Raw genomic sequence first — 24,016 nt, forward strand, 5'->3', positions numbered from 1 at the left:
AAACCTCCCATATCCCACTCAGCACAAGCATAAGGACCGGGACGAACAATACAATACATTCCGTTTTTTTGAACGAGTTTTACAAATTCGGCTACATCTTTTTGTCCCGTAAAATCAAATTGATCAGGTTGTTGCTCGTGAAAATTCCAAAAAAGATAAATACAAATGGTATTCATCCCCATGGCTTTACACATCTGGATGCGGTGTTCCCAATATTCTTTTGGAATTCTCGGAAAATGTATTTCCCCAGCACGTACCACAAATGGTTTTCCATTCAACAGAAAAGTTTTTTCTCCAGCCTCAAAAGTTCCGGCTTTCCCAAAAGTTTGTGCCTGGGTTGCCAAACCCATAAAAAGTACAATCGCAAGAATTAGTTTTGATATTCTCATGTATATTTTAATATTTTAATATTCTTATTTATTACTCAACACAACATTTACCTTATATTCCACTGAAAGCTGTGGCTGTTTAATTTCCAAAAAGCTTTTTTTATCTCCAAAATCAGGCAGTACTTCCTTATCAAGATAACTCAGATACGGGGCATCTTTTTGCATCGGCATGAAATAGAAATACATATCAGTTGTTTTTAAAACTTCCTGATAGCGTTTTAATCCAATAGTCCATGGCTTGCTGGTATAAAGGTCATCTGTTTGCAACTCACCATTCATCATACAAATACCACGATCACCACGATAATCAAAAGTAATGAAAAGGTCGTTTACTTTTGATAAATCCATAGTACCCGCCTTTATTACAAAATGGCTGTTATCTGCCTGAACCAATTTGATTCCAGTGTCCACTTTTGGCACAGACACACGCCAGGCACTGCTATTTTTAAAAACCAATTTGCTTTTCGTCAACTTTCCTTCAACCGAAGTTACATTGGTGGAAGCCGGAAAAGTATAAAAATCAATTTGTTCCTGATTATTACTGACCAATGTTGTTTTTTCGCCATTATCCAATACCAGAGCATTACTCACCACCAACTTTTGATTATTACTTTCACCAATCAGATACGCTTTTTTGGCTTCGCTATCCGGCAAAACTAAAAATAAAACACCATTTATCTCGAACTCATTGATTTTTTCAGCGCTACAAATAATCACAGTATTCCCCTCTCGCATTAGAGTTTTAATTCCGTTAACTTTCATCTTACCTTTAAGTATGATTTCGGGAGCAATCCCATCTACTGACAACATCACATTGTACTTTTTGTTATTGTTGCTAAAACTACAAAAAGGCTGCACCGTTGCCATGCGAATGGCTATCCCATCATAATTCACATTAAAAGGAAAAATAGCAGAACTACCCGCTTTAAGCGTAAAAATTCCAGTTTCCGGAAATGTTATCATTCCTGATTTAGTAACAACATTAATTTTCAAGCCCGGTAAATCCTTCATATCTAAATGATCCTGAAAATTATGCATGAACAAATAACCTTTATCACCATCTCCCCTTACTGAATAACGCAAAGTGGTCGTATTGGTTTCTTTTATATTATCATTAGTCAAAGGCAATATTGGATACAGCGGTGCTAAATCATTACCATAAGATTTCAAAAAATAATTCATCAATTTTAACGGATAATAACCACTGCTGACATTACCAAATTCGCCAATAGGAGCCTGATAATCGTAAGATTTATTGTGAAGTCCCGCACCTTCGGTAAAGAAATAATTACCAATGGATGGCGTGGTACCACCGTGGTACATATAAAATCCCAGTCCATTAGTTCCGCTTCCCACGGTACGAACCATCATAGGAAGAAAACTTTCGCCTCTAACCCTCGGACGACGGGAATAAGTAACCGCCATTCCTGTTCCCAATTCGGCAGCCAATGACGGATATAAATTAACATCATAACTCACAGGTGAATAATCCGGTTTTTGATGGATATTCTTAAACAAATAAAACGGTGACGGGCTGTTTCCAGCTGTCCAAAACGGATAAGCATAACCTGCCATAACCGGAATAGAACCTTTTTCGACAATTGTGGCAAACCCCCAGCCGGTAGCAGTATAAATAGGTGCAACCAAGCCTGCATCAATAGCGAGTTTTTTAAGTGTTTTCATGTGGTCGCGTCCCACATCGGCAAACTCATTGCCCATATTATTGATACCAACACCATCCTGAATAATCTTTTTATCTCGTCCTGCAACAGTGCGCTCTTTAGGAGCATCCTGATAGGTAAATCCCCAAGGTGCTGTCGAATGCTGATATTCGTTTTCCAATTGCACCCCAACTACAGGACCACCGTCTTTAAATAGTAAGCCTTTCAACTGTTGACCAATCTGCTGATACAATCGGTTAACATAATACAAATAAACCTGGTCGTTGCTACGCACATCAATAGGACGACCGTACAACCAATCGGGTAAACCACCGTTACGGATTTCGCCATGAGCAAAAGGTCCAATACGCATAAGTACTTCCAAACCGTTTTTGGCACACAATTCGGTAAAACGACGAACATCGAGATCACCAGACCAATCAAATTTACCTTCTTTGAATTCGTGCATGTTCCAAAACACATAAGTGGCGACCACCGTAATTCCTCCGGCTTTCATTTTTTTCAGCTGCTCATCCCAATATTGATGCGGATAACGACTAAAATGAAATTCCCCGATAACCGGAATAAAAGGCTTACCGTTTCGTTCCAGATAAAAACTGTTTAAACCAATAGTTTCTCCTTTAGTATTGCTTCCACCCAAATCAAGATGACCGCGTTGCACTTCGTATTTAGCGCCTGTAATATCAATCGAATAATTATTTTGAGCTACTAAATCCATGTATACAGTACAAAACAAGAATAGTATCAGTGATAATACGGTAACGAATTTATTTTTTTTCATTAATATAAATTTAATGTTTCTTATAGATTATCTACGAAATTTTAACCAATCCAAAATTACTCTTTCTAATTAGTCAAAACCGTAAAAAATCCTCCCATAATATAAATTATGGAAATTATTTTGTGGTTAAATTAATAGTAAAACAAAAATACGTTTACGAATCTATTTACAAATGGATTATTAATTGAAATAAATGGACAATCTTACGACTCTAAATCAATTTACATAGCAATAGTGAGTTTATAATGAATAATCTGCCGAAACCAAAAATAAAAGAAGGCTTTCTGGGGCAAACCATGGTGGTTATATCGCCTGAACAGAAAGAAAAAGCACAGCAACAGCCTTTTTTTCATAATCTGTTTCCCGATGCCATAGGCTATTTCCCTAATGCAAAACACCACAGCCGTTCGAGAAAAAACGGTATCAAAGAATACATTTTCCTCTACTGTCTTGAAGGTGAGGGCTGGATTAAAATCAATGGAAAAACCATTAATCTAAAACCTAACACAGCTTTTATCATTCCTGAAAATACTGCACATAAATATGGTAGTTCCTTAAAAGATGCCTGGAGTATTTATTGGATTCATTTCTCAGGAAATTATGCAGCTACCCTTTACAAACGTTTTTCGACACCCGGCGATGAAGCCATCAAGATTGCATTTGATGAAAGTAGGATTAACTTATTGAACGAAATAATTAAACTTTTGGAAAACGATTTTAGCGATGAAAAAATAGAACTGACACACTTTAAATTAATCGCCTTTTTAAGTTCTTTATGTTATTCGAATACTTTAAACAATACCATCGAGGATAAAATAAGCCATTCCATAGCTTTTATGAAAACCCATTTGAAACAAGTTTTAAGCATTGAAACATTGGCTAATCAGGCTTTTTATTCAGTTTCAAGATACTCTGAACTCTTCAAACAAAAAACGGGATATTCTCCTATCCAATTCTTCATTCGATTAAAAATACAGAAATCCTGTGAATACCTCAATTTTACAAATCTAAATATCAAAGAAATATGCAAAGAAGTGGGTTTTGACGATCCTTACTACTTTTCCAGAATGTTTAAAAAACAAATTGGTTTATCACCAATGCAGTATAAAAAAACACATAATTAATTGGCACATTCGAACTAAAAATCATTCCAATAAAGTATATATTTGTGAACCCTAAAGCAAATTCAAAACAGACTTGCATGGTTTATGAAAACTTTATTTTTTGTCTCGAAGGCGTTCCTGATGTAGAAACTTACATTAGCACTGAAGTTCTTAAAAATTTAGAACATCTGGCGTTTGAACATCAAATTACCAGTATTTACAAAAATTGTGACACTATCGAAGGACTGGAAGAAAGTCTGGGTGCCTTGCTTTATGATGATCATAATTTTAAAGATTACGAAATCATCTATTTAGTCATGCCCGGGCAGGAAAACAATATTTGCCTACATGAGTATTACTATAGCCTGGAAGAAATAGCCGAACTATTTGAAGGAAAACTGAAAGGTAAAATTATTCATTTTGCCAATATGAAAGCCTTGGATTTAACTTCAGATGAAGCCCAATATTTTCTTGACGTTACCAGAGCTAAAGCTATTTCGGGTTATGGAATAGCATTACCTCCAAAAATGAGCAGTATCAAGCTTGACATCGCTTTTTTCAACTTATGTCAGGAAGAAGATGATTTAGTAGAGATTGTCGAAAAATTACATCAAAAACATTATGAAGCCTGCAAATTGCTCGATTTTAGATTGTATTACTAAAAAATCAATTTCGTGAACTCATTAAACTTTAATAACTTCGTAGAGCTAAAATAATCAGATAGCATACTTTTTTTAAAAGTTTTCTGTTTAATCTACACCATTTTACAAAAACTAACAATAATGAAAAAATATTATTTACATAACGGCATCGAAAGCAGTGGTCCTTTTGATTTAGCCGAATTGCAAATGAAACAAATTAAAGCAACAACACCGGTGTGGTTTTCCGGAATGCCCGATTGGAAAACTGCCGGGGAAATAGAGGAATTAAAACCTGTCTTGCAAATCGCCCCGCCTCCTTTTAATCCTATCCCGTCAATACCGAAAAAAATAGAAATGGAACTAGAGGAAGAAGAAATTGAAGAGGAAATTGAAGAAAAAAAACCCAAAATCTTGGGATTAAAAAAAAGCACTTTTTACCTGATTTCCTTCCTGTTGGTATTGCTAATCGGAACTTTTTTTTTAAACTTTTTAGAAGAGAACAGAAGTGCTCAATTAGAGGAACAAAACGCAAAAACCGAAAGAGAAAATCGTCAATACCAACTGCAACAAAAAGAAATTGAAGAGCAGAAAAAACAAATTGAAGAACAGGAACGATTAGAAGCGGAACGAATTGCCAAAGAAAGAAAAGAAACTATTAATAAAAGACTATCTGAAATTCAAATCAAGCAAATAGAAAACCAAACCTTTTTAGAAGAAGCAAAAAACGAATTGACCAGAGCAAGCCAATTTCAGTTTTTCAGAACAGCAGATGAAAAAGATAAAGAAATAAATGCCATTCAAGCAGACATCAGCCGTTTGAAAAAGGATATTGAATCACTGGAAAATGAGCGTAATCAGCTGAGTTTAGAATTAGAGCGAATGCAATCTCAAAAAAATTAGCACACTTAAAACCAACTACTTGTTCTTTTTGTTTTTTAATCCAAATCTAAAAAATGCAAAACCGCTATTCCTTAGTCATCAGCCCTTCTGAAGAAATTATCGCTTTGGTAAAAACCATGAAGGAGGAATTAGCGAAAGAAATTGGCTGGTTTCACAGCAAAAATTCATTGGCACACATTACCATCAACGAATTTATGGCTGCTGAAAATGAAATTGAGATTATCAAGAAACAACTCAATACTATTTGCGAAAGCCTGAAACCAATTCATGTTCAGCTAAATGCATTTGACAGCTATCCCAATGGTGCTTTTTTCATAGCTCCCGATGCTGTTTCAAAAATAGATTTGAAACAAATCATGAAACACGTCAATCAATCTTTTCAGGCAAAAACACTTTTTAAAAATAACGAACCCCATCTGTCTATAGCCCGTCAATTGAGTCCTGAACATATTGCAACAAGCTATCGTCTGTTTTCCAAACCGATAGCCCTGAATTTTGTTTGCGACAGTATTTCACTTCGTTTGTTTAACCCTAACATCAAACAATTCGAAATAATTAGCCATTTTGAATTCAAGAATAATCCAAAATCTAGCCTTGAGCAAGGGACGCTTTTTTAGCTTCATCAACGCCTAAAAAACAAATCAAAAAAATCTTAAATGTTTTTTGATAAAAATCAAAAATCGTAACTTTAAGATATGAAAAGTCATTTCAACATAATCATAGCGGGAGCGGGCGGCATTGCTGAAGCGGCAGGCTTGATTCTGGCAGAATGGAGCGAGGTCACTCCTTCTCTATTTATTGGAAATAGAACGCTCGCAAAAGCCCAGTCGGTAGCGCAATGGATTGAAGAAGGAACAACAAAACATTGTTCTGTTGAACCTTTTCTCCTTCCTGAACAGGAATTGACTGAGGAAATGAAAATAATTTTCGACGAAGCCGATATTATTCTGGATTGTTTGCCCGGAAGTCAGGCTCCAAGAATAGCAAAACTGGCCCAGGAATTTCATTTACATTACGCCAATCTGACTGAATGTGTAGCCGAAACCGATGAAATTATTGCTTTGGCAAAAGATGCTACAACTGGTTTTATATTGCAAACAGGAATTGCTCCGGGCTATATTGATGTACTTGCCAATGCGCTTTTCCAACAATTCTGCATTGATTTTAAAGTAAACACAGTCGATAAATTAGAATTAAAAGTGGGCGCATTGACTAAAAATGCCGTTGCCCCCCACTATTATGGATTTACCTGGAGTCCTATAGGCGTAGCGACCGAATATCTTAAAAAAGCCATTACAATCCGGGATTTTAATAAAACCGAACTTCCTGCCTTATCCGAAAGAACTTCGATTGTCATTGACGGAATTACTTATGAAGCCGATCTGACTTCGGGAGGTGCCGCCGATTTACCAGATGCCTTAGCTGGAAAAGTGCGCAATTTAGATTATAAAACCTTTCGTTTTCCGGGACATTATGACTGGATACAGCAACAATTAATGACAATTGGCAATTCTGAAAATACCCTCAAAGAATTACAGCAAATCATGGAAAAAGAAATTCCACTAATTGAGAACGACCAAATTATATTATATGCAGCAGTAGAAGGCAAAGATCAAGAAGGTATTTTAAGAAGAAGAGAAATTTCCAAATGTATCCTACCGCAAAAAGTAGGCAATCATCAATTAAGAGCCATACAAGCAACAACTGCAACTCCTTTAGTACAATCAGCTCAACTTTTACTGGAAAACAATTTCAAAGGAGTTATTCTTCAAAGTCAAATTGAAACCGAGTCTTTTTTGAATGGAAATTTCATCGTTCCTGTTTATGGGAAGATCAAATAGTCAATTATTTTTTACCACAGATTTTTATCTTTTTTTTCACCATCGATTAAAAATAAAATCTGCGAATCTGCGGTATTTATATAAATTTCAATCTGAGCTTCTAACCTATTTCAAATTCCTATTCGAAGATTGCCTGATAATCAATTCCGGCTCTAGAATAATTCTGTTAATCATTTTTTTCTTAGGGTTATTTATTCGTTCCAAAAAAGCTTCGGCAGTTAATTTCCCAATTTGGTCACTATGCTGATTCACGGTTGAAATAGAAGGCTGCGTAAGCGAAGTAAAAGGCTCATCACTAAAACCAATCAGCGCCATTTCTTCAGGAACTTTAATATTGTTTTCCAAGAGCACCTGCAAAGCGCCAAGTGCCGCAATATCTCCAGCTACATAAACCGCATCGGGTCTTTCGGGCGAATCCAATAATTGCTGCATGATACGACGTCCGTCTTCTAAACGTAAATTACTTTCGATAATCCAATTTTCAGGAGCTGCCAATCCTGATTTCTCCAATGCATCTTTGTAGCCTCGAATACGCTCTTTATAAATTCGAATGTGTTTAAAACCGGCAATATGCGCAATGCGTTTGCAATTTTGAGAAACCAAATGATCCACAACCAAATGACTACTTTTATAATCATCAATCCCTACATAATCAACGTTTAACTCCTCCTCACCTCTATCAAACAATACGAGTTCTGTCCCTTTGGATTTTATCTTTTTGTAATATTCTAAATCGGTGGTTTCATTTGCCATAGAAGCTATAATTCCGTCCACCTGAATTTTCAATAAGGTATCTATTTCCTGGCATTCTTTGGCGTACAATTCATTAGACTGGGTCATGATGATATTATAACCATTGAGATTGAGCACTTTTTCGATATTTTCGACTACAGAAGAAAAAAAATGGCTGTTGACACGGGGAATAATCACACCAACCAAATTGCTTTTTCCTTTGCGTAAAGCACTCGACAAATAATTAGGCTGATAATCCAATTGAATTGCCGCTTCTTTCACCGCAATTTTAGTCTTTTCACTAATTCTGGGGTGATCATTCAAGGCTTTAGAAACCGCCGAAGGTGTTAAACCTAATACAGCAGCAATATCTTTTATCGTAGATTTTTTTTTATTCTCCAATTAGTTTTTATATTTGTTCAATCGATTGAACAAAAATAGCTACTTTAAACTGAAAACACAAGATATCTCTATTTGTGTTTTTTATTTTTCGGACTGTTCAAACGTTGGAACAAAAAAATAATTAAAAAAAGATGAAATATATTGTTTGCGAAAAACCAGGTGAATTTATCTTGAAAGAAAAAGAAGCGCCTGTAAGAAAAGAAAATGAAGCCTTATTACAAATCAACAAAGTAGGTATTTGCGGAACCGATTTACACGCTTATGGCGGAAACCAGGCTTTCTTTAGCTATCCTAGAATCTTAGGACACGAATTAGCTTCTACTGTACTCGAAATTGGGGAAAACCCTAGAGGAATCAAAGCGGGAGACAACGTTGTGATTATGCCTTATGTAAGCTGTGGAACTTGTATTGCATGCAGAAACGGAAAAACCAACTGTTGTACAAACATCAAAGTGTTGGGTGTTCACACTGATGGTGGAATGCAGGAACAAATTACTGTCCCTACTTCTATCCTTTTGCCTGCAAATAATTTATCTGATGACCAAATGGCTATCGTAGAACCTTTGGCAATTGGAGCGCATGCTATTCGTAGAGCGGCAATTGTTCCAGGAGAAACTGTTGCTGTTGTAGGTTGCGGCCCTATCGGAATTGGAATTATGAAACTGGCTCAAATTGCTGGTGCCAAAGTAATCGCGATTGATATGAATGAACAGCGATTGGCTTACGCCAAAGAAAAAATTGGTGTTGATTATACGGTGAAAGCAGGCGAAAATACGGTTGAAGAAATTACAAAAATCACTAATGGCGATTTATGTACGGCTGTTTTTGACGCTTCAGGACACAAAGGCGCTCTGGAAACTTGTCCAAATTATATGTCTCACGGTGGTCGTTTTGTACTTGTTGGTTTATCCAAAGGAGAATTAACATACAGCCATCCAGCGATTCACGCCAAAGAAATGACTTTGATGTGCAGCCGTAATGCTACTACCGAAGATTTCGAACACGTAATTAGCATTTTAGACCAATTCCCAACAGAATCGTACATTAGCCACAATGTTCCTTATACTGAAATGATTGCCAATTTTGACAGCTGGTTAAATCCTGCAACAGGCGTAATTAAAGCTACTGTAGATTTTAAATTAAAATAGTATGACAATAGATTCGCATCAGCATTTTTGGATCTACGAAGCGGAAAAACACGCCTGGATAGACGATGACATGAAAGTCATTCGAAAGAATTTCCTGCCTGAGGATTTAAAATTAGTTTATCAAGCTAATGGTGTCGGTGGCTGTGTGGCTGTACAGGCGGATCAAACCCTTGCAGAAACCGATTTCCTTTTGGATTTAGCCGAAAAAAACGACTTCATCAAAGGAATTATAGGTTGGGTTGATTTAAGAGCTTCTGATATTGATACTGTTTTAAAACATTACAGCACATTTCCAAAACTGAAAGGTTTCAGACATGTGGTTCAAGGCGAAGCCGATCACAACTTCATGTTGCGTCCTGATTTCCTGAACGGAATTGCCGCTTTAGAAAAATACAATTTCACTTATGATATTCTTATTTTTCCACATCAATTAGGAGCTGCATTAGAATTAGTAAGACGTTTTCCAAATCAGAAATTTGTTATCGATCATATTGCAAAACCCTATTTAAAAGACGGATTTTATGATGGTTGGGCAATTTTAATGAAAGCGATTGGTGAACATAAAAATGTGTACTGCAAACTATCCGGAATGACCACCGAAGCAGATTATAACAACTGGACTCCAGAGCAAATTGAACCATATATGCAATTGGTTTTGGACGCTTTTGGTGCTAACCGAATCCTTTTTGGTTCCGATTGGCCGGTGTGTTTAGTGGCTGGAAATTATACAAAAACAAAAGAATTAGTAACCAATTTCATTGCGAAATTAAGCTCCGAAGAGCAAGCTGCCATTATGGGCGGCAATGCAATGCAATTTTATAACTTATAAATTATGGATTTAGGATTAAAAGGAAAAGTAGTCGTAATTACAGGTGCGGCTGGACTTAAAGGAAGTATTGGAGAAACTATCTTGCAACATCTGGCTGCCGAAGGTGCTATTCCTGCAGTGATTGACAGAAACGACCGCGGATTTGCTTATATCGAAGAAATTCAGAAGCAAGGAATTGATGGTTTGTTTTGCAAAACTGACGTAACCAATCCTGTGCAAATAGAAGAAGCAATCGCTAAAATCGTTGCTAAATACGGTCGTATTGATGCTTTAATCAACAATGTTGGGGTTAATGATGGTGCCGGATTAGACGCTTCTTACGAAGAATTCATGGATTCTTTGAAACTGAACATGGTAAGCTATTTTGTAACTGTAAAAAGTGCACTTCCTTACCTAAAAGCTTCTAAAGGTCCTATTTTGAATATTGGTTCGAAAGTTGGATTAACAGGCCAAGGAGGAACTTCGGGTTATGCTGCTGCCAAAGGTGGTGTTTTAGGATTAACCCGCGAATGGGCTGTGGATTTAATCAAACATTCGATAAGAGTGAATGCTATTATCATTGCTGAAAGCTGGACTCCTGCTTACGATACCTGGATTAAAACATTGGAAAACGGAGAAGAAAAATTAAAATCTATTGTCAAGAAAATTCCTTTGGAAAACAGAATGACAACTCCTGACGAAATTGCTGATACTTGTTTGTTCACCATTTCTGAGAGATCATCACATACTACAGGACAATTTATCTTTTGTGATGGAGGTTACGTTCACTTAGACCGTTCTTTATTAACGGAATAAAAACGGTTTCAACATAAAAAAGGACAAATCATATGACTTTATGATTTGTCCTTTTTTTATATAATTTAATCACATTTTAACCAACCTGTAATACTCATTCTGGTATTTTGAGTGAGTAAAACTTCGTGAAGCAATTCGTCACTTTTAAAGAAAACGGTTTTTCCCTGTGTTGGACTTATTTTTTGATTGTTATTTTCCTGATGAATCAACAATTCTCCACCATCCGCAGTTTGCCAATTGCTGTTTAAATAACTAATCATCGAGAATTTTCTACGCGAATTATTTTGAAATTGGTCTAAGTGTTTCAGATAAAAATCGCCTTTTTCATATAAGGAATAATGGAACTCATAGCCAGTAATTCCAGTATAACAGCTTTGATTCAGATAGCGAATAAAACTCTCAATATGTTTGAAAAATTCATTTTCGAACGCATTATTATGCTTTTTATCCAACCAATAAATGGAATCGCTACGAACGGCGCTATCGTAAGCAATACTTTCAGAATTTCCAGTTCCTGCCTCTTTCAACAAACTTTGCTCGTTTAAGGAATATAGATTTTGTTTTAAATTATTGGCTAATTCATCAGTTAAAAAGTGTTCTGATATACCTACTTTGTTTTCAATATACGAAGCTATTAAAGCCTCAAAGTTTTTTTCCATTTTGTAATAACCCAAAATAGGGTTAGCAAGCGAAAGTAGGCTAAAAAGAGCTACCAATTACATTTATAACTTTTAATTGCAACAAATAAAAAAGGATTTAGAAACTAATCTAAATCCTTGTATTTCAAATTTATAAAAAACTACAATTTGCTAATATAACTTCCGTAAATATCTTTAAACTGATAGCCTTCAACAATTCGGTCTTTACTCAGTTTTCGATATTCTACTAAGCCCCAAAGAATGAATTCTTTCATGAAAAATTTATCTTCTTTTGCTAAATCAGCCTGATATTCTTTGAGTAAGATTTCCAATGGCACAATAGCTCCTAAAATGTTTTGGTATTCGGCATCTGAACAATCATCCAACAATTCAAAACCACTTTCGGCAAAAAACCATTCTATTAAATCCGAATAAGGAGTTCTTTCATTTGGTTTTTCCAGTTTCTCAATTTTAGGAAAATAAGTTGGAAAAATGGTACGCACCGCCGAGGCTATTAAACGCTCAGCAACCGCAGCCGCTCCCTCCTGCTCTCCTTCGTAAACCAATTCAACTTTCCCAGTTATGGAAGGAATAATTCCCATAAAATCAGACAATCGCAAGGTAGTTTTATCCACACCAGATTTTAAAACACGGCGTTCGGCAGTACTTAGCAAATTCTCATAAGCCGTGATACTCATTCTGGCGCTCACCCCACTTTTATGGTCTATAAATTCGCTTTCTCTGGCTTCAAAACTAATTTGTTCCAATAAATCTTTGGCTAATGACGGAACATAAACGGTATCATTTTGGGTAGTATCTAATTTGGCTTCCTGCTCGGTAATCTTTCTGGCAATCTTTAGATTTTCAGGATAATGTGTCAAAATTTGAGAACCTATCCTGTCTTTCAATGGCGTTACAATACTTCCACGATTGGTATAATCTTCGGGATTTGCCGTAAATACAAATTGCATATCGAGTGGCATTCGCACCTTAAACCCGCGAATTTGAATATCGCCTTCCTGCAAAATATTAAATAAAGCAACCTGAATTCGGGCTTGTAAATCGGGTAATTCGTTTATCACAAAAATACAACGATTGGCACGCGGAATCATCCCAAAATGAATCACACGATCATCGGCATAAGATAGTTTCAAATGAGCCGCTTTTATCGGATCGACATCACCTATCAAATCGGCAACTGTTACATCGGGAGTAGCTAGTTTTTCAAAAAAACGCTCACTTCTGTGCAACCAGGAAATGGGAGTTTCATCGCCTTTTTCATCAATTAAATTTTTAGCAAAACGAGAAATAGGATTGAAAGGATCATCATTTATTTCAGAACCACTCACATAGGGAATATACTCATCCAGCAATTCGACCATTTTACGAGCCAATCTGGTTTTTGCCTGACCACGAAGCCCTAATAAATTGATATTATGCCGCGAAAGAATAGCCCTTTCCAACTCAGGAATTACGGTGTTTTCAAAACCATGAACGCCTTCGAATGTAGGAACACCTAATTTGATTTTTTCCCGCAAATTGTTTCGCAATTCGTCTTTTATGGTTTTAGTTTTATAAGCCGATGCTTTTAATTCACCTAAGGTATTTATGTTTTCTATTTTCATGTTTTTTTATTTAACCGCTAATTATATTTTTCTACCGCTAAGAATGCAAAGTTTTACGCAAAGTTCACTAAGTTTCTTTTTATTCATTAAGCTGATTTCTGCCTTCTCATTTCTAATTTCTAACCTTGAATCTACTTTAATCTCTTTTTACGATTCATTTCATAATCTTCAAAAATCATTTCGCCCAAACCTTTTAAACCGGTATAAAAAGCTTTTCCCTGATTGGCTTCGGTAAATTTATTGACAAACTTTTGCAAATACGGGTCGCTGGCAATCATAAAAGTCGTGATTGGAATGTGTAATTTTCTAGCCTGTTGTGCCTGAGTATAACATTTGTCAACAATATATTCATCAAGTCCATTGCTGTTCATATAATAAGAACCATCACGTTCCCTTACACAACTGGGTTTCCCGTCAGTAATCATGAAAATTTGTTTGTTGGTATTTCGTTTTCTTCGAAGCATATCCATTGCCAATTGCAAACCGGCAACGGTATTAGTATGAAATGGTCCAACTTTTAAATAAGGTAAATCTTTGATGGCAATTGGCCAGGCATCATTTCCAAAAACCAAAATATCTAAAGTATCTTTTGGGTATCGGGTAGTAATTAATTCGGCCAGTGCCATAGCTACTTTCTTTGCAGGCGTAATACGGTCTTCGCCGTACAAAATCATACTGTGACTGATATCAATCATCAAAACAGTACTCATTTGGGCCTTGAACCTTGTATCCTCAACAACCAAATCATTTTCGGTTAGCATGAAGTTATCCACACCATTATTAATTTGGGCATTCCGCAAACTCTCAGTCAATGAAATTCGTTCCAGACTGTCGCCAAAATGAAATTCCCTGAATTCACCCGTATGTTCATCGCCGTTTCCAGCGTATTTTGTTTTGTGATTGCCGTTTCCGGAACGTTTTAATTTACCAAATATCTGGTCTAAGGCTTGTTGCCGAATTGCTCTTTCAGTTTTTGCAGTAATGCCAAGCCCTGAAGTTCCATCGTCTTTTAATTCTTCTTTGAGATAGCCTTTTTTCTTTAAATCTTCAATAAAGTCATCAATCGTATAGCGTTCATCAGTCAGTTTGTATTCCTTGTCTAATTCGCGCAACCAATCGATAGCCTCATCAAAATCTCCCGAAGTATGCGTGATTAACTCTTTGAATATCTCAAAAAGTTTATCAAATGGAGATTGATTAGGAGCCTGATACTGTTTAAAATAGAATCCTTTTTTATTGCTCTTTTCCATAGTCCTTAAAATTACATCATTTTAAAATGTACTTCAAGCAAAGAGCTATTAATTTTAAGTTAAAAAGAATTCAATGAAAATGGCAATTTCAATACCAATGGCAACATTATAACAAAAGTTAATTAAGATTTTAAATTAGCGATATTCGCCATCTACATAATACCATATTCCCTCTTCCTGAACAAAGGTGGAGAATTCATGGTGTATTTGTGGGATTTTATTTTGATCCAAATAATAAGCTTTAAATTCGACTGTAGTTGGCGTGGATTTTAGCACTTCTAATTTTTGCCATTGATTAGAAGTAGCCCAAAGCAAAATATCTTCTTTAGGATATAAAGCCCTTTGTGACAAATGAGTTGTCGCAACTAAATAATCGGCCTGATGGGTTGCATAAGCACTATAACGGGAGCGCATCAAAGCTTCGGCTGTTGGTGCGTTTTTTAATCCTTTGATATAAGGTTCACAGCAATCTTTAAATGATTTTTGAGAATTACAATAACAGAGACTCATACTATTAAAAACTTATACGTGACCGTTAAGTGTCACAATTTTTTGATACAATTGATTCAATAAAACCTGGTATTTACTAATCTCGATTAAATCCTCGTCTTCATCGGTGGTGTCTAACATCTCATCCAATAATTCACTTACATCTACTAGTTTATTATTGGCATCTTTGGCATTTTTAGCTGCTATTAAATCAATTATTTCCTGAACTTCGGCTTTTAACGCAGTGTATTTATCTTCTCCCATTTGTATTTTATTATTTATTCTCTTCGGTATTGTTCTCGTTAAACTTTTTCACAATCTCTTTTAGCTTTTCTTTTCTAAGCATTTCGGCTTGCTTGGCTTTAGCTTGCGCTTTATGCAGCTTGTCGTTGTGTTTCTTTATGTTCCTCTCATTATTTCTTCCCATAACCTTCTTTTTAATCAACAATAATAAGCTGTCTTTTTTTCAAAACAAAGCCAAATGTAACTCGATTATATTTTATCTGGTACAAAGTTTATCATTTTTAAATAGAATATTCAAATTAATAGCAGCTAAATCTTAGCTTATCAAATAATTAAATTTTGAATCGTAAGTCATACCTATTATATTTGTATGTAAACGAAATCAGATTTTATTTATAAATTATAAAAAAACACAGATTGTTTTATTGCTTTTTTAAATGATTTCCATAGATTTGAGCTAAAATCATTACATTTTATGTTTTTCCACGAATTTATCAATAAATAATCCAAAGAACATCGACTATCAACTTAAAAAAAAATGAAATTAACAAAATCTTCTTTAAATCATAACAAATGGTTTCTGCTAAAACCCAAGTTGATAGGGATATTAGTTTTTTTATTTTTTTGCATTATTTTTTCACTGATTATTTCGCAACAGTACCATATTTTAAAAAAAGCCAAGAATGATGCTATGCATACCAATCTTCAGGCTATCCATAAAAGTATCGAACAATCTTTGAAAAAAAATTATGTTGATGCATTAACGTTGGCATTAACTATTAACGACAAAGGTGTACCTGAGCATTTTGAATCAGTGGGAAAAAAAATCCTTGCCTCCGATACTAATATTGATGCGGTACAACTCGTGCCAAATGGAATTATCCGCTATACTTATCCATTAAAAGGAAATGAAGCGGCAACAGGAATTAATATTTTGGCCAATAAAAAATATCGATCAGAAGCTTTAAAAGCCATACAAACCCGAAAAATGTATTTTGCCGGACCTTTCGAATTGAATCAGGGAGGACTGGGAATTTTAGGTCGATTAGCTATTTATAAAAACAATAAGTTTTGGGGATTTTCAGCAATTCTAATTCGATTAAATACGCTAATAGAAAAACCAGAAATAAAAAATTTGGATCAGTCTAAATATTATTTCCAATTTTCTAAAATAAATCCTATTACAAAAAAAGAGACCTTTTTTTTAGACACAAAAACAAAGCTTGACCCTAAAAATGCGGTTACTTCTATTGTACCTGATGGCGACTGGAAACTATATTTGGTAGATAAAAATCCCTATGAGCTAATATTCCCTTTTGTAATACGCTCAATTTTAGCTTTAATTTTAGCTTCCTTAATTGGTTTTTTGACAACCTCTTTTTTTAAAAAACCAGCCGAATTAGAAATTTTACTTCGCAAACAATCCGATAAACTTTTAAAAAATGAAATTAGATTTGAAAGTATCTTCGAACAAGCCGCAATAGGAATCACTTATCTGGATTCTATTACAGGGAGATTCTCTGAGGTAAATAAAAAATTCTGTGAATTAACAGGATACAGCAGTGAAGAATTAAAGCTATTAGACATAAAAGCCATTACTCATCCTGATGACATAGAAAAATCAGTGGATTTTCTAAAAAAACTCTACAAAGAGGAAATTCAGGAATACACTATGGAAAAAAGATACATTAATAAATCCGGGGAAATAATTTGGGCCAATATAACTGTTTCAGCACTTTGGAAAGAAAACGAAGCTCCCTCAAAGCATGTTGTAATTATAGAAGATATTACAAAAAGAAAAAAAGCAGATGAAATCATTATTGACTCACAACAAAAAATAGAATCCCTTATCAATACTATTGACGGGATTGTATGGGAATGTGATGCCCAAACCTTAGAATTTACCTTTGTCAGTAAAAAAGTAGAAAATATTTTAGGATACACCGCTGAAGAATGGATGAGCAGCCCCACATTTTGGACAGACCATATTTACTATGAAGACAAAGGCTTTGCACTACAATTTTGCGAAGAGCAAACAGCCCTAAAATTAGATCATGATTTTGAATACCGAATGATTGCAAAAGATGGTTCTATTGTTTGGCTTAGAGATATTGTAAACGTAATCATTGAAAACGAAGAGGTAAAAACCCTAAGAGGAATCATGATTGACGTAACTAAAAACAAAGAAATTGAAAAAGATTTAAACAACTCATTCAATCTGGTAAGCGAACAAAACAAGCGACTTTTAAACTTTTCATATATTGTTTCTCATAATTTAAGATCGCATACCAGCAATATTACTTCCATTGTGGATTTAATAACAACTTCTGATTCGGAAGAAGAAAAAGAAGAAATGATACAATTATTGAAATCAGTTTCTGATTCTTTAAACGAAACGATGCTAAACCTCAACGAAGTTGTAAACATTCAAACTAATGTTGGTTTAATAACCGAAAATCTAAATTTAAAGCAGTATATTGACAATACCATTGCGATACTTTCTGATCAAATTGAATTGAAAGGTGTTCATGTAATTTCTTCTGTCGAAAATGATATAGAAGTCAATTACAACCCTGCCTATCTACAAAGCATCTTATACAATTTAATATCAAATGCTATCCGTTACAGTCACTTGGAAAGAAATCCTACCATTAGCATTGATTTTTTTACAGAAAAAAACAAAAAAATATTGCAAGTTTCTGATAACGGAATTGGAATAGACCTAAAAAGAAACGGACATAAAATTTTTGGAATGTATAAAAAATTCAGCAACCATAAGGAATCAAAAGGTATTGGATTATTTATAACCAAAAATCAAATTGATGCCATGGGAGGAAATATAACCGTTGAAAGTGAACCCAACCAAGGCACAACTTTTAAAGTATACATATCATGAAAGAAAAAACGATTTGGGTTGTAGATGACGATCCTATTTATCAAATCATTATGAAAAAAATAATCCTTAAATCGGGGTTTTTTTCTTCAAATTTTTCTTTTCCAAATGGGAAAGAAGCCATAGATTCCTTAAAGAAAATCATAATAAGTAACGGAAAATTTCCAGATATTATCCTGTTAGATATTGAAATGCCAATACTGGACGGATGGGGTTTTATGGAGGAAATGGATATCTTAAAATCACGAATTAATAATGAAATTCAAATCTATATCTCCAGTTCATCAATAGCTGTTGAAGACAAAGAACGTGCCCAAAATAATTCAGGAATTTTAGGATATATGAGCAAACCTATAAGTCTGAACGATTTAATAAAAATAGCCTCTGTTTAATCAGTACATTTTTCAGCAACCTCTTTTTTGATTTCTTCCAACGTTTTATTGGTATAAATTAGTTCTTCAATGATTAAAGAGCGTAAAAGAGCAATATCATCACATTCAAAATGTCTGGCCCAGGAAGTCAATTCTATTAAATTCCTAATTTGCTTAATTCTTTTAGTCGTTTCTACGCTGTTGCGAAGCACCGCTTTTTGATTGTAATCAGGATTCATTTTATGCTGATAATTCACCGTATTCTTAGCATAATCCATTTCTAAATAATACAACTTCTCAGTTGCGTTATCAGGATAAAAACAATCCCATTTTGCAAAACCTATTTTATATTTAGAAGCCGTTTCTGGTTCCATCGCAACTAATCGCCACTTACTGTTGGCTAATCTTCCCCAATGATTAGAAAGCCGATACATACCCTCAGTTGTATAATAATAACTACTCCCCGCCTTGCTTTCAAATTGGATTTTTAATCCTTCAATGGCGTCTGGAAGTACTTCGTGAAAGACACAAAAGGTGTTTTTAAAGGAGTTTGGATGTGGTTTAAAGTTTTTTTGCATAGGCGCAAATATACTCAGAAAGCATAAAACTGCCTAAAGCCGGGAATAATTGACTAACTTTGCCCTGAAAATTTTTAAATAAAACACCATGACCAAGGCTTCAGAAGAAAAGATGTTACAAAAAGGAGTATTTACAGGAATTATTGAAAAAGATGAAAATAACAACTTTTTTTGTGGTGAATATCTATTAGATTACAAAATGGTTATAGCTAAACACGCTGTAGGTGATTGGATTACTATCAAGTCGGTTATAGAAAATCCAAGTGATATTAGTTATAACAAGTATCCTAAAAAGTCTAAAAACTTTGATAAGGCTAACAACAAACCCCAACAATAATCATTGTAAATCAGAATATTAAGTCAAAAAAAAGTTTTTGCTTTTTTTTGACTGATAAATTGAAAACTTAAAAAAAAGTGTACCTTTGCAAAAAAATTGTCGAATTTGAAACTGCCACAAGATTGGTTTCACACTAACAGACAAGTAGTTACCTTTTATTTATGAAAAAAATAGTTGAATACCGCAAGCTCCTAAATGTAGATAAAACTGCACAGCTAAAAGATTTGAAAACCATTTATCGCAATGCGATGAAAGAAGCGCATCCTGATAAATTTCAAGGTGACGAAGCTGGTTTAAAAGAAGCTGAAGAAAACAGTAAAAAAATTATTGAAGCTTACCACTTTTTAGTAAGCATCAATCCTGAAACTATTAAAGCTAATTTACCTGAGTATAATGAAACTATTGCTACTGCAACTGTTACTGATTACAAATTTGTTGAAGGTAGATTGATTATCAATTTTTCTAACGGAAGTGTTTACGAATACATCAGTGTTCCTAAAGCAACTTACGTAAAAATGGTAAACGCTGATTCTCCTGCTCGATTTGCAAAAAGACATATCTTTAATGCATTTCCATACAGAAAAGTAACAAACCAAGATTAATTTTCATTAATCTTAATGATATAAAAAAAGCCTGTAAACATTGAGTTTACAGGCTTTTTAGTTTTTATAAATCAGGATTTATACCATTTAGAAATATAAATTAGCCCAGTTGTCAGTTCGAGCACAGTCGAGAACTATTTTGGCATCTCGACTGCGCTCGATGTGACCAAAAATAATTAGACTTATACATATTTCTAAATGATATTATTCTAAAATAAAATTCACACTCACATTAGCTGTAATAGTAATCTCCCCTACTGCCAGAGTTTCTTTTGAAGCTCCGCTATCACTCATTTCCATTTTTCTCATTGCATATACGGGTTGCGGATAATAGGTTTGAGAATTATCATTGATTGTTATTGCTTTGCCTATTTTTTGCCCTAAAACCGATACATAATCTTCTGCTTTGTGTTTAGCTTCTTTCATAGCCAGTTTTCGGGCATCTGATTCATATTGCGCTAATTTAGACGATTGAAAAACCACATTATCAATTCGATTAATGCCCTGGCTTACTAAACCTTCCATCAACTCATCATACTTGTTTAAATCCCTAACTATGATTTCTACCGTTTGGGTAGCATTATAAGTAGTTTTCTTTTTTTCGTAATCATACTGCGGATTTAAAGCCACGCGTTGGGTTCTGTAATCGGCTGGTGCCAAATTCATTTTTTTAATCAATTTTAGAACGGCGTCCATTTGGTCGTCATTCAGTTTTTTAACGTCTTTAGCAACATTACCTTTTGTTTCAACAGTTGCCGTGATGGTAGCCTGATCAGGAACAACCTTTACTTTTCCTTCGCCTGATACCGTTATTTGTGGAACTTGTTTTATTTCCTGACCATAAGATAAGGTCATAAACATTACCGATAGAAATACTACTGCTTTTTTCATTTTTATACTTTTTAATAATTTTTTAGACAATATTCAAAAGCTGTGCCATTAAATCTTCTTCTGCTTTATTAAAATAAAAAGAAGTATTATAGGAATAGTTAACAAACTGACCATCAACGGATGTAGGGAAATCAAATCCGGATAAACTAATAATGTAATTAAATAGCCACCAATAGCTCCGCCAAAATGTGCCGTATGACCTATGCCATCATTTTTTGCCTTCATGCCATAAATGGAATACAACAGATACAATATTCCGAATACATAAGCAGGCATAGGAATAATAAAAAAGATCCCCAACATCATATCAGGCTGTAATAATATCGATGAATACAAAATTCCGGTAACAGCCCCCGATGCTCCAATGGCTCTATAACCATAATCGTTTTTATGCAAAACGAAGGTTAACAAACTCCCGAAAATCAAGCTTGCAAAATAGATGATAAGAAATACCCAACTCCCTAAATAAGCTATGACAACGGGAGCGAAAAAATAAAGCGTTATCATATTGAATGCTAAATGCCCTAAATCGACATGAAGAAAGCCGGAAGTGAGCATTCTTATTTGTTCTCCCGCACGAATACTTCCAATATGAAATTCATATTTTCTAAAAAAAGAATAATCCTTAAATCCCTTATAACTAAAAAGTGCATTAGCAATTATTATTGCTATCAAAAAAGTATTCATACCTTGTTTTTATTGTGATTGGTAAATATAATAATTCCTACAGCGTTGATGCGGCTTATTAAAGCTATTTTTTTGATTATAATTCCATCCAAAAGAATCGGCTCAGAATTAGAAAACCGTTTCTTTTTAAAACATATTTTTATGAATTGTCCTAATAATTAAAAAGTTTATTTAATCATTTGTAATAAAAATATTATTTATATATTTGAAACGAATACGCTAATCAAGTAGCGACTATACATCTAATATAGAGTAGATTGTCGCTATTTTGTAGCGAGTATATACAAGTTGGCTGATATTTTAAAAAAACAGAACGATAAAAATTATGCAAAAAAATAGTCCAATTGAATTTATAAGAACTAAAGATTATAAATATGTCGAAGAAATTGGACAAGGAGGAACAGGCAGAACAATTCTAATAAGAGATGAAATTATAGATGAAAATTTTGTTTGCAAAAAATACTCACCTTATTATGAAGATGATATTGATAGTTATTATGATTATTTTAAAGGAGAAATAAAAATACTTCATACAATTTATCATAAAAATATAGTCCGAATTTTTAATTACTACTTATATCCTGAACAAAAAACCGGATATATTTTAATGGAACATATAAAAGGTAAAACTATCATTGAATATCTTTTATTAAACCCAAATAAAATTAACGATATCTTTATTCAAATTATAGATGGATTTGGATATTTAGAGGATAACAATATTTTGCATAGAGATATTAGACCTGAAAATATACTTATATCAGACGATGGTATTGTAAAAATAATAGATTTTGGTTTTGGAAAATTTATTGATTTCAAAACAAAGAATAAAAGTATTACTCTTAATTGGAGATATACAACACCAGATGAATTCAAAAAAGAAATATACGACACTAAAACTGAAATATATTTTATTGGAAAAATGTTTGAAGAAATAATCACAGAAATTGAGAATATAAAATTCAAATATTCAAAAACAATTTCAAAAATGATTTCACCAAACTATGAAAATAGAATTTCTACATTTTTTGAAGTTTACAGAGATATTTTAAGCGAAACATCTAATGAATTAGAATTTATTGATCTTCAAAAAATGATTTATCAAAATTTTGCAAATAATCTCACAGGAATAATAAGTTCAGTTTCTGAAAAAAACGAGTATCGAAACCAAATAGATATAATAATAAGAAAATTAGAAGAATTACATAAAAATTCAATTTTAGAAAATGAAATTCAAAATAACAATAAATTAATTTCAATATTTATGCTTGGCAAATACAGTTTTTTTTCAAAAAAAGTATTTAAAGTAGAATTGTTATTTCAATTTATACACTTATTAAAGTCTGTATCTGAAGATAAAAGAAAAGTTATTTTAAATAATTTATGGGAAAGATTTGACACTATTGAGAAAAAATATGAAACAATGCGAGACGACTTGCCGTTCTAAAAAAACATCTGCCAACAGCTACAACAACTGATTTGGGTAATTGGCTTAATGGAAAGTTTTAATCAAAAAAAAAGCTTAATTGAAAATTTCCAACTAAGCTTTTACTATTTAGGGTTTGGGGCAATTTTATATTTTACAAATCAAATCCCAGAGAAAACATCCAGACTCTATTTTGAGCTTTTTGAGCATCGTATAAATCTCCTAATCCCAAATGGTATCGAACTCCTAAACTGACACCTGAATTTGATTTTATTCCGGCTCCAAAGTTCATTCCCCAGTCAATACTGTCAGGATCATATTCTGTAGTACTGCTATAAAAACCATCGTAAATTTCTTTATGAGTAATAGCCCAGCCAATTTGAGGTCCTATTTCTAAGAAAAAATTATTAGACGGATAAGCTTTAAACATCACGGGAACGTTGATATAATTCAATTTTTGGGTAAATTTTCCTGAGTTATCTGTAATCTCATAACCTTGTTGAGAAAACAACAATTCGGGTTGGACAGAGAAATTTCGATCAATAAACGATTCTCCATATACTCCAATATGAAAACCATGACGTTGATCGGTATCTCCATAATTACCACCATCAAAACTTACCGATGCTAAATTATAACCTCCTTTTATCCCTCCATGAGATTGATGTGAAAATCTTCTTTGTGCACTGATAGATGTTATCATTCCTAACAACAACATCAATAAATAAACTTTTTTCATCTTT

26 protein-coding genes are annotated in these 24,016 nt (G+C 33.9%); 13 read left to right on the forward strand and 13 right to left on the reverse strand.

Features of this window, described 5'->3' with window-relative positions; all coding sequences use genetic code 11:
- A partial coding sequence (locus EOD40_RS13910; RefSeq protein ID WP_196781454.1) for a beta-galactosidase occupies nucleotides 1-389 on the reverse strand: 389 nt, incomplete at its 3' end.
- A 24-nt stretch (nucleotides 390-413) separates the two neighbouring features.
- On the reverse strand, nucleotides 414-2,852 hold the full coding sequence (locus EOD40_RS13915) for a beta-galactosidase (protein WP_128196554.1): 2,439 nt from the start codon (nucleotides 2,850-2,852) through the stop codon (nucleotides 414-416).
- Between the two features lie 245 nt (nucleotides 2,853-3,097).
- Here EOD40_RS13915 and EOD40_RS13920 point away from each other — a divergent pair, with 245 nt between their 5' ends.
- The 5 genes from EOD40_RS13920 to EOD40_RS13940 all read left to right on the forward strand — a co-directional run bounded on the left by EOD40_RS13920 (nucleotide 3,098) and on the right by EOD40_RS13940 (nucleotide 7,337).
- Entirely contained in the window at nucleotides 3,098-3,976 is an 879-nt protein-coding gene (locus EOD40_RS13920) for an AraC family transcriptional regulator (protein WP_128196556.1), read from the forward strand.
- 77 nt (nucleotides 3,977-4,053) lie between these two features.
- On the forward strand, nucleotides 4,054-4,617 hold the full coding sequence (locus tag EOD40_RS13925) for a DUF6642 family protein (RefSeq protein ID WP_128196754.1): 564 nt from the start codon (nucleotides 4,054-4,056) through the stop codon (nucleotides 4,615-4,617).
- Nucleotides 4,618-4,737: 120 nt separating this feature from the next.
- Nucleotides 4,738-5,496, forward strand: coding sequence for a DUF4339 domain-containing protein (locus EOD40_RS13930; protein WP_128196558.1), 759 nt, complete (start codon nucleotides 4,738-4,740; stop codon nucleotides 5,494-5,496).
- Nucleotides 5,497-5,549: 53 nt separating this feature from the next.
- Nucleotides 5,550-6,113 (forward strand): 2'-5' RNA ligase family protein, encoded by a 564-nt coding sequence (locus EOD40_RS13935; RefSeq protein WP_128196559.1) that lies wholly within the window; start codon nucleotides 5,550-5,552, stop codon nucleotides 6,111-6,113.
- Nucleotides 6,114-6,191: 78 nt separating this feature from the next.
- A complete protein-coding gene (locus EOD40_RS13940) occupies nucleotides 6,192-7,337 on the forward strand; it encodes a saccharopine dehydrogenase family protein (protein WP_128196561.1) in 1,146 nt (381 codons plus the stop codon).
- A 105-nt stretch (nucleotides 7,338-7,442) separates the two neighbouring features.
- Here EOD40_RS13940 and EOD40_RS13945 read toward each other — a convergent pair whose 3' ends face one another.
- Nucleotides 7,443-8,471, reverse strand: coding sequence for a LacI family DNA-binding transcriptional regulator (locus tag EOD40_RS13945; RefSeq protein WP_128196563.1), 1,029 nt, complete (start codon nucleotides 8,469-8,471; stop codon nucleotides 7,443-7,445).
- A gap of 131 nt (nucleotides 8,472-8,602) precedes the next feature.
- On the opposite strand from EOD40_RS13945, the gene EOD40_RS13950 reads away from it, so the two are divergent.
- Genes EOD40_RS13950 through EOD40_RS13960 form a run of 3 tightly spaced genes read left to right on the forward strand, consistent with a single transcriptional unit; the run spans nucleotide 8,603 to nucleotide 11,243 of the window.
- On the forward strand, nucleotides 8,603-9,619 hold the full coding sequence (locus EOD40_RS13950; RefSeq protein ID WP_128196565.1) for a zinc-binding alcohol dehydrogenase family protein: 1,017 nt from the start codon (nucleotides 8,603-8,605) through the stop codon (nucleotides 9,617-9,619).
- 1 nt (nucleotide 9,620) lies between these two features.
- Nucleotides 9,621-10,448 (forward strand): amidohydrolase family protein, encoded by an 828-nt coding sequence (locus EOD40_RS13955; RefSeq protein WP_128196566.1) that lies wholly within the window; start codon nucleotides 9,621-9,623, stop codon nucleotides 10,446-10,448.
- A 3-nt stretch (nucleotides 10,449-10,451) separates the two neighbouring features.
- Nucleotides 10,452-11,243, forward strand: coding sequence for an SDR family oxidoreductase (locus tag EOD40_RS13960; protein ID WP_128196568.1), 792 nt, complete (start codon nucleotides 10,452-10,454; stop codon nucleotides 11,241-11,243).
- A gap of 65 nt (nucleotides 11,244-11,308) precedes the next feature.
- Here the strand turns inward: EOD40_RS13960 and EOD40_RS13965 are convergent, their stop codons facing one another.
- The 6 genes from EOD40_RS13965 to EOD40_RS17980 form a co-directional block, all read right to left on the reverse strand.
- Nucleotides 11,309-11,902, reverse strand: coding sequence for a 2OG-Fe(II) oxygenase (locus tag EOD40_RS13965; RefSeq protein WP_128196569.1), 594 nt, complete (start codon nucleotides 11,900-11,902; stop codon nucleotides 11,309-11,311).
- A 140-nt stretch (nucleotides 11,903-12,042) separates the two neighbouring features.
- Nucleotides 12,043-13,506 (reverse strand): sigma 54-interacting transcriptional regulator, encoded by a 1,464-nt coding sequence (locus EOD40_RS13970; protein WP_128196571.1) that lies wholly within the window; start codon nucleotides 13,504-13,506, stop codon nucleotides 12,043-12,045.
- A gap of 131 nt (nucleotides 13,507-13,637) precedes the next feature.
- On the reverse strand, nucleotides 13,638-14,756 hold the full coding sequence (locus tag EOD40_RS13975) for a vWA domain-containing protein (RefSeq protein WP_128196573.1): 1,119 nt from the start codon (nucleotides 14,754-14,756) through the stop codon (nucleotides 13,638-13,640).
- 135 nt (nucleotides 14,757-14,891) lie between these two features.
- Complete coding sequence (locus tag EOD40_RS13980; protein WP_128196575.1) at nucleotides 14,892-15,266, reverse strand: YchJ family protein; 375 nt, start codon at nucleotides 15,264-15,266, stop codon at nucleotides 14,892-14,894.
- Between the two features lie 12 nt (nucleotides 15,267-15,278).
- Nucleotides 15,279-15,509: a hypothetical protein gene (locus EOD40_RS13985; protein WP_128196576.1), complete on the reverse strand. Its 231-nt coding sequence runs from the start codon at nucleotides 15,507-15,509 to the stop codon at nucleotides 15,279-15,281.
- A gap of 10 nt (nucleotides 15,510-15,519) precedes the next feature.
- Nucleotides 15,520-15,672, reverse strand: coding sequence for a hypothetical protein (locus EOD40_RS17980; protein WP_164905487.1), 153 nt, complete (start codon nucleotides 15,670-15,672; stop codon nucleotides 15,520-15,522).
- Between the two features lie 354 nt (nucleotides 15,673-16,026).
- Between EOD40_RS17980 and EOD40_RS13990 the strand changes: the two genes are divergently transcribed.
- Both EOD40_RS13990 and EOD40_RS13995 read left to right on the forward strand, forming a co-directional pair.
- On the forward strand, nucleotides 16,027-18,384 hold the full coding sequence (locus EOD40_RS13990) for a sensor histidine kinase (protein ID WP_128196578.1): 2,358 nt from the start codon (nucleotides 16,027-16,029) through the stop codon (nucleotides 18,382-18,384).
- Nucleotides 18,381-18,773 carry a response regulator gene (locus EOD40_RS13995; protein ID WP_128196580.1) on the forward strand — a complete coding sequence of 131 codons (393 nt, stop codon included), beginning with the start codon at nucleotides 18,381-18,383 and terminating at the stop codon, nucleotides 18,771-18,773. Before EOD40_RS13990 ends, EOD40_RS13995 begins: the two co-directional genes overlap by 4 nt.
- Here the strand turns inward: EOD40_RS13995 and EOD40_RS14000 are convergent.
- On the reverse strand, nucleotides 18,770-19,330 hold the full coding sequence (locus EOD40_RS14000) for a hypothetical protein (RefSeq protein ID WP_128196581.1): 561 nt from the start codon (nucleotides 19,328-19,330) through the stop codon (nucleotides 18,770-18,772). The genes EOD40_RS13995 and EOD40_RS14000 overlap by 4 nt on opposite strands.
- A gap of 88 nt (nucleotides 19,331-19,418) precedes the next feature.
- Between EOD40_RS14000 and EOD40_RS14005 the strand changes: the two genes are divergently transcribed.
- Both EOD40_RS14005 and EOD40_RS14010 read left to right on the forward strand, forming a co-directional pair.
- Entirely contained in the window at nucleotides 19,419-19,667 is a 249-nt protein-coding gene (locus EOD40_RS14005) for a hypothetical protein (RefSeq protein WP_128196583.1), read from the forward strand.
- Between the two features lie 161 nt (nucleotides 19,668-19,828).
- A complete protein-coding gene (locus EOD40_RS14010) occupies nucleotides 19,829-20,269 on the forward strand; it encodes a KTSC domain-containing protein (protein ID WP_128196585.1) in 441 nt (146 codons plus the stop codon).
- A 204-nt stretch (nucleotides 20,270-20,473) separates the two neighbouring features.
- Here the strand turns inward: EOD40_RS14010 and EOD40_RS14015 are convergent, their stop codons facing one another.
- On the reverse strand, nucleotides 20,474-21,160 hold the full coding sequence (locus EOD40_RS14015; RefSeq protein WP_128196587.1) for an SIMPL domain-containing protein: 687 nt from the start codon (nucleotides 21,158-21,160) through the stop codon (nucleotides 20,474-20,476).
- Between the two features lie 48 nt (nucleotides 21,161-21,208).
- The gene (locus EOD40_RS14020; RefSeq protein ID WP_128196589.1) at nucleotides 21,209-21,847 is read right to left on the reverse strand and encodes a rhomboid family intramembrane serine protease; all 639 of its coding nucleotides are present in this window, start codon (nucleotides 21,845-21,847) and stop codon (nucleotides 21,209-21,211) included.
- A gap of 325 nt (nucleotides 21,848-22,172) precedes the next feature.
- Here EOD40_RS14020 and EOD40_RS14025 point away from each other — a divergent pair, with 325 nt between their 5' ends.
- Nucleotides 22,173-23,294 (forward strand): protein kinase family protein, encoded by a 1,122-nt coding sequence (locus EOD40_RS14025; protein WP_128196590.1) that lies wholly within the window; start codon nucleotides 22,173-22,175, stop codon nucleotides 23,292-23,294.
- A gap of 133 nt (nucleotides 23,295-23,427) precedes the next feature.
- Here the strand turns inward: EOD40_RS14025 and EOD40_RS14030 are convergent, their stop codons facing one another.
- On the reverse strand, nucleotides 23,428-24,012 hold the full coding sequence (locus EOD40_RS14030; RefSeq protein ID WP_128196592.1) for a porin family protein: 585 nt from the start codon (nucleotides 24,010-24,012) through the stop codon (nucleotides 23,428-23,430).
- Nucleotides 24,013-24,016 lie beyond the last annotated feature (4 nt).

The sequence above is a fragment of the Flavobacterium sufflavum genome (genome assembly GCF_004016525.1).
Taxonomy (GTDB): Bacteria; Bacteroidota; Bacteroidia; order Flavobacteriales; family Flavobacteriaceae; genus Flavobacterium; species Flavobacterium sufflavum.

What these genes read in the sequence shown, in the direction of transcription:
- EOD40_RS13915 (WP_128196554.1), bottom strand. Translation starts at nt 2,852, where the DNA reads ATGAAAAAAAATAAATTCGTTACCGTATTATCACTGATACTATTCTTG.
- EOD40_RS13920 (WP_128196556.1), top strand. Translation starts at nt 3,098, where the DNA reads ATGAATAATCTGCCGAAACCAAAAATAAAAGAAGGCTTTCTGGGGCAA.
- EOD40_RS13925 (WP_128196754.1), top strand. Translation starts at nt 4,054, where the DNA reads ATGGTTTATGAAAACTTTATTTTTTGTCTCGAAGGCGTTCCTGATGTA.
- EOD40_RS13930 (WP_128196558.1), top strand. Translation starts at nt 4,738, where the DNA reads ATGAAAAAATATTATTTACATAACGGCATCGAAAGCAGTGGTCCTTTT.
- EOD40_RS13935 (WP_128196559.1), top strand. Translation starts at nt 5,550, where the DNA reads ATGCAAAACCGCTATTCCTTAGTCATCAGCCCTTCTGAAGAAATTATC.
- EOD40_RS13940 (WP_128196561.1), top strand. Translation starts at nt 6,192, where the DNA reads ATGAAAAGTCATTTCAACATAATCATAGCGGGAGCGGGCGGCATTGCT.
- EOD40_RS13950 (WP_128196565.1), top strand. Translation starts at nt 8,603, where the DNA reads ATGAAATATATTGTTTGCGAAAAACCAGGTGAATTTATCTTGAAAGAA.
- EOD40_RS13955 (WP_128196566.1), top strand. Translation starts at nt 9,621, where the DNA reads ATGACAATAGATTCGCATCAGCATTTTTGGATCTACGAAGCGGAAAAA.
- EOD40_RS13960 (WP_128196568.1), top strand. Translation starts at nt 10,452, where the DNA reads ATGGATTTAGGATTAAAAGGAAAAGTAGTCGTAATTACAGGTGCGGCT.
- EOD40_RS13965 (WP_128196569.1), bottom strand. Translation starts at nt 11,902, where the DNA reads ATGGAAAAAAACTTTGAGGCTTTAATAGCTTCGTATATTGAAAACAAA.
- EOD40_RS13970 (WP_128196571.1), bottom strand. Translation starts at nt 13,506, where the DNA reads ATGAAAATAGAAAACATAAATACCTTAGGTGAATTAAAAGCATCGGCT.
- EOD40_RS13975 (WP_128196573.1), bottom strand. Translation starts at nt 14,756, where the DNA reads ATGGAAAAGAGCAATAAAAAAGGATTCTATTTTAAACAGTATCAGGCT.
- EOD40_RS13980 (WP_128196575.1), bottom strand. Translation starts at nt 15,266, where the DNA reads ATGAGTCTCTGTTATTGTAATTCTCAAAAATCATTTAAAGATTGCTGT.
- EOD40_RS13985 (WP_128196576.1), bottom strand. Translation starts at nt 15,509, where the DNA reads ATGGGAGAAGATAAATACACTGCGTTAAAAGCCGAAGTTCAGGAAATA.
- EOD40_RS17980 (WP_164905487.1), bottom strand. Translation starts at nt 15,672, where the DNA reads ATGGGAAGAAATAATGAGAGGAACATAAAGAAACACAACGACAAGCTG.
- EOD40_RS13990 (WP_128196578.1), top strand. Translation starts at nt 16,027, where the DNA reads ATGAAATTAACAAAATCTTCTTTAAATCATAACAAATGGTTTCTGCTA.
- EOD40_RS13995 (WP_128196580.1), top strand. Translation starts at nt 18,381, where the DNA reads ATGAAAGAAAAAACGATTTGGGTTGTAGATGACGATCCTATTTATCAA.
- EOD40_RS14000 (WP_128196581.1), bottom strand. Translation starts at nt 19,330, where the DNA reads ATGCAAAAAAACTTTAAACCACATCCAAACTCCTTTAAAAACACCTTT.
- EOD40_RS14005 (WP_128196583.1), top strand. Translation starts at nt 19,419, where the DNA reads ATGACCAAGGCTTCAGAAGAAAAGATGTTACAAAAAGGAGTATTTACA.
- EOD40_RS14010 (WP_128196585.1), top strand. Translation starts at nt 19,829, where the DNA reads ATGAAAAAAATAGTTGAATACCGCAAGCTCCTAAATGTAGATAAAACT.
- EOD40_RS14015 (WP_128196587.1), bottom strand. Translation starts at nt 21,160, where the DNA reads ATGAAAAAAGCAGTAGTATTTCTATCGGTAATGTTTATGACCTTATCT.
- EOD40_RS14020 (WP_128196589.1), bottom strand. Translation starts at nt 21,847, where the DNA reads ATGAATACTTTTTTGATAGCAATAATAATTGCTAATGCACTTTTTAGT.
- EOD40_RS14025 (WP_128196590.1), top strand. Translation starts at nt 22,173, where the DNA reads ATGCAAAAAAATAGTCCAATTGAATTTATAAGAACTAAAGATTATAAA.
- EOD40_RS14030 (WP_128196592.1), bottom strand. Translation starts at nt 24,012, where the DNA reads ATGAAAAAAGTTTATTTATTGATGTTGTTGTTAGGAATGATAACATCT.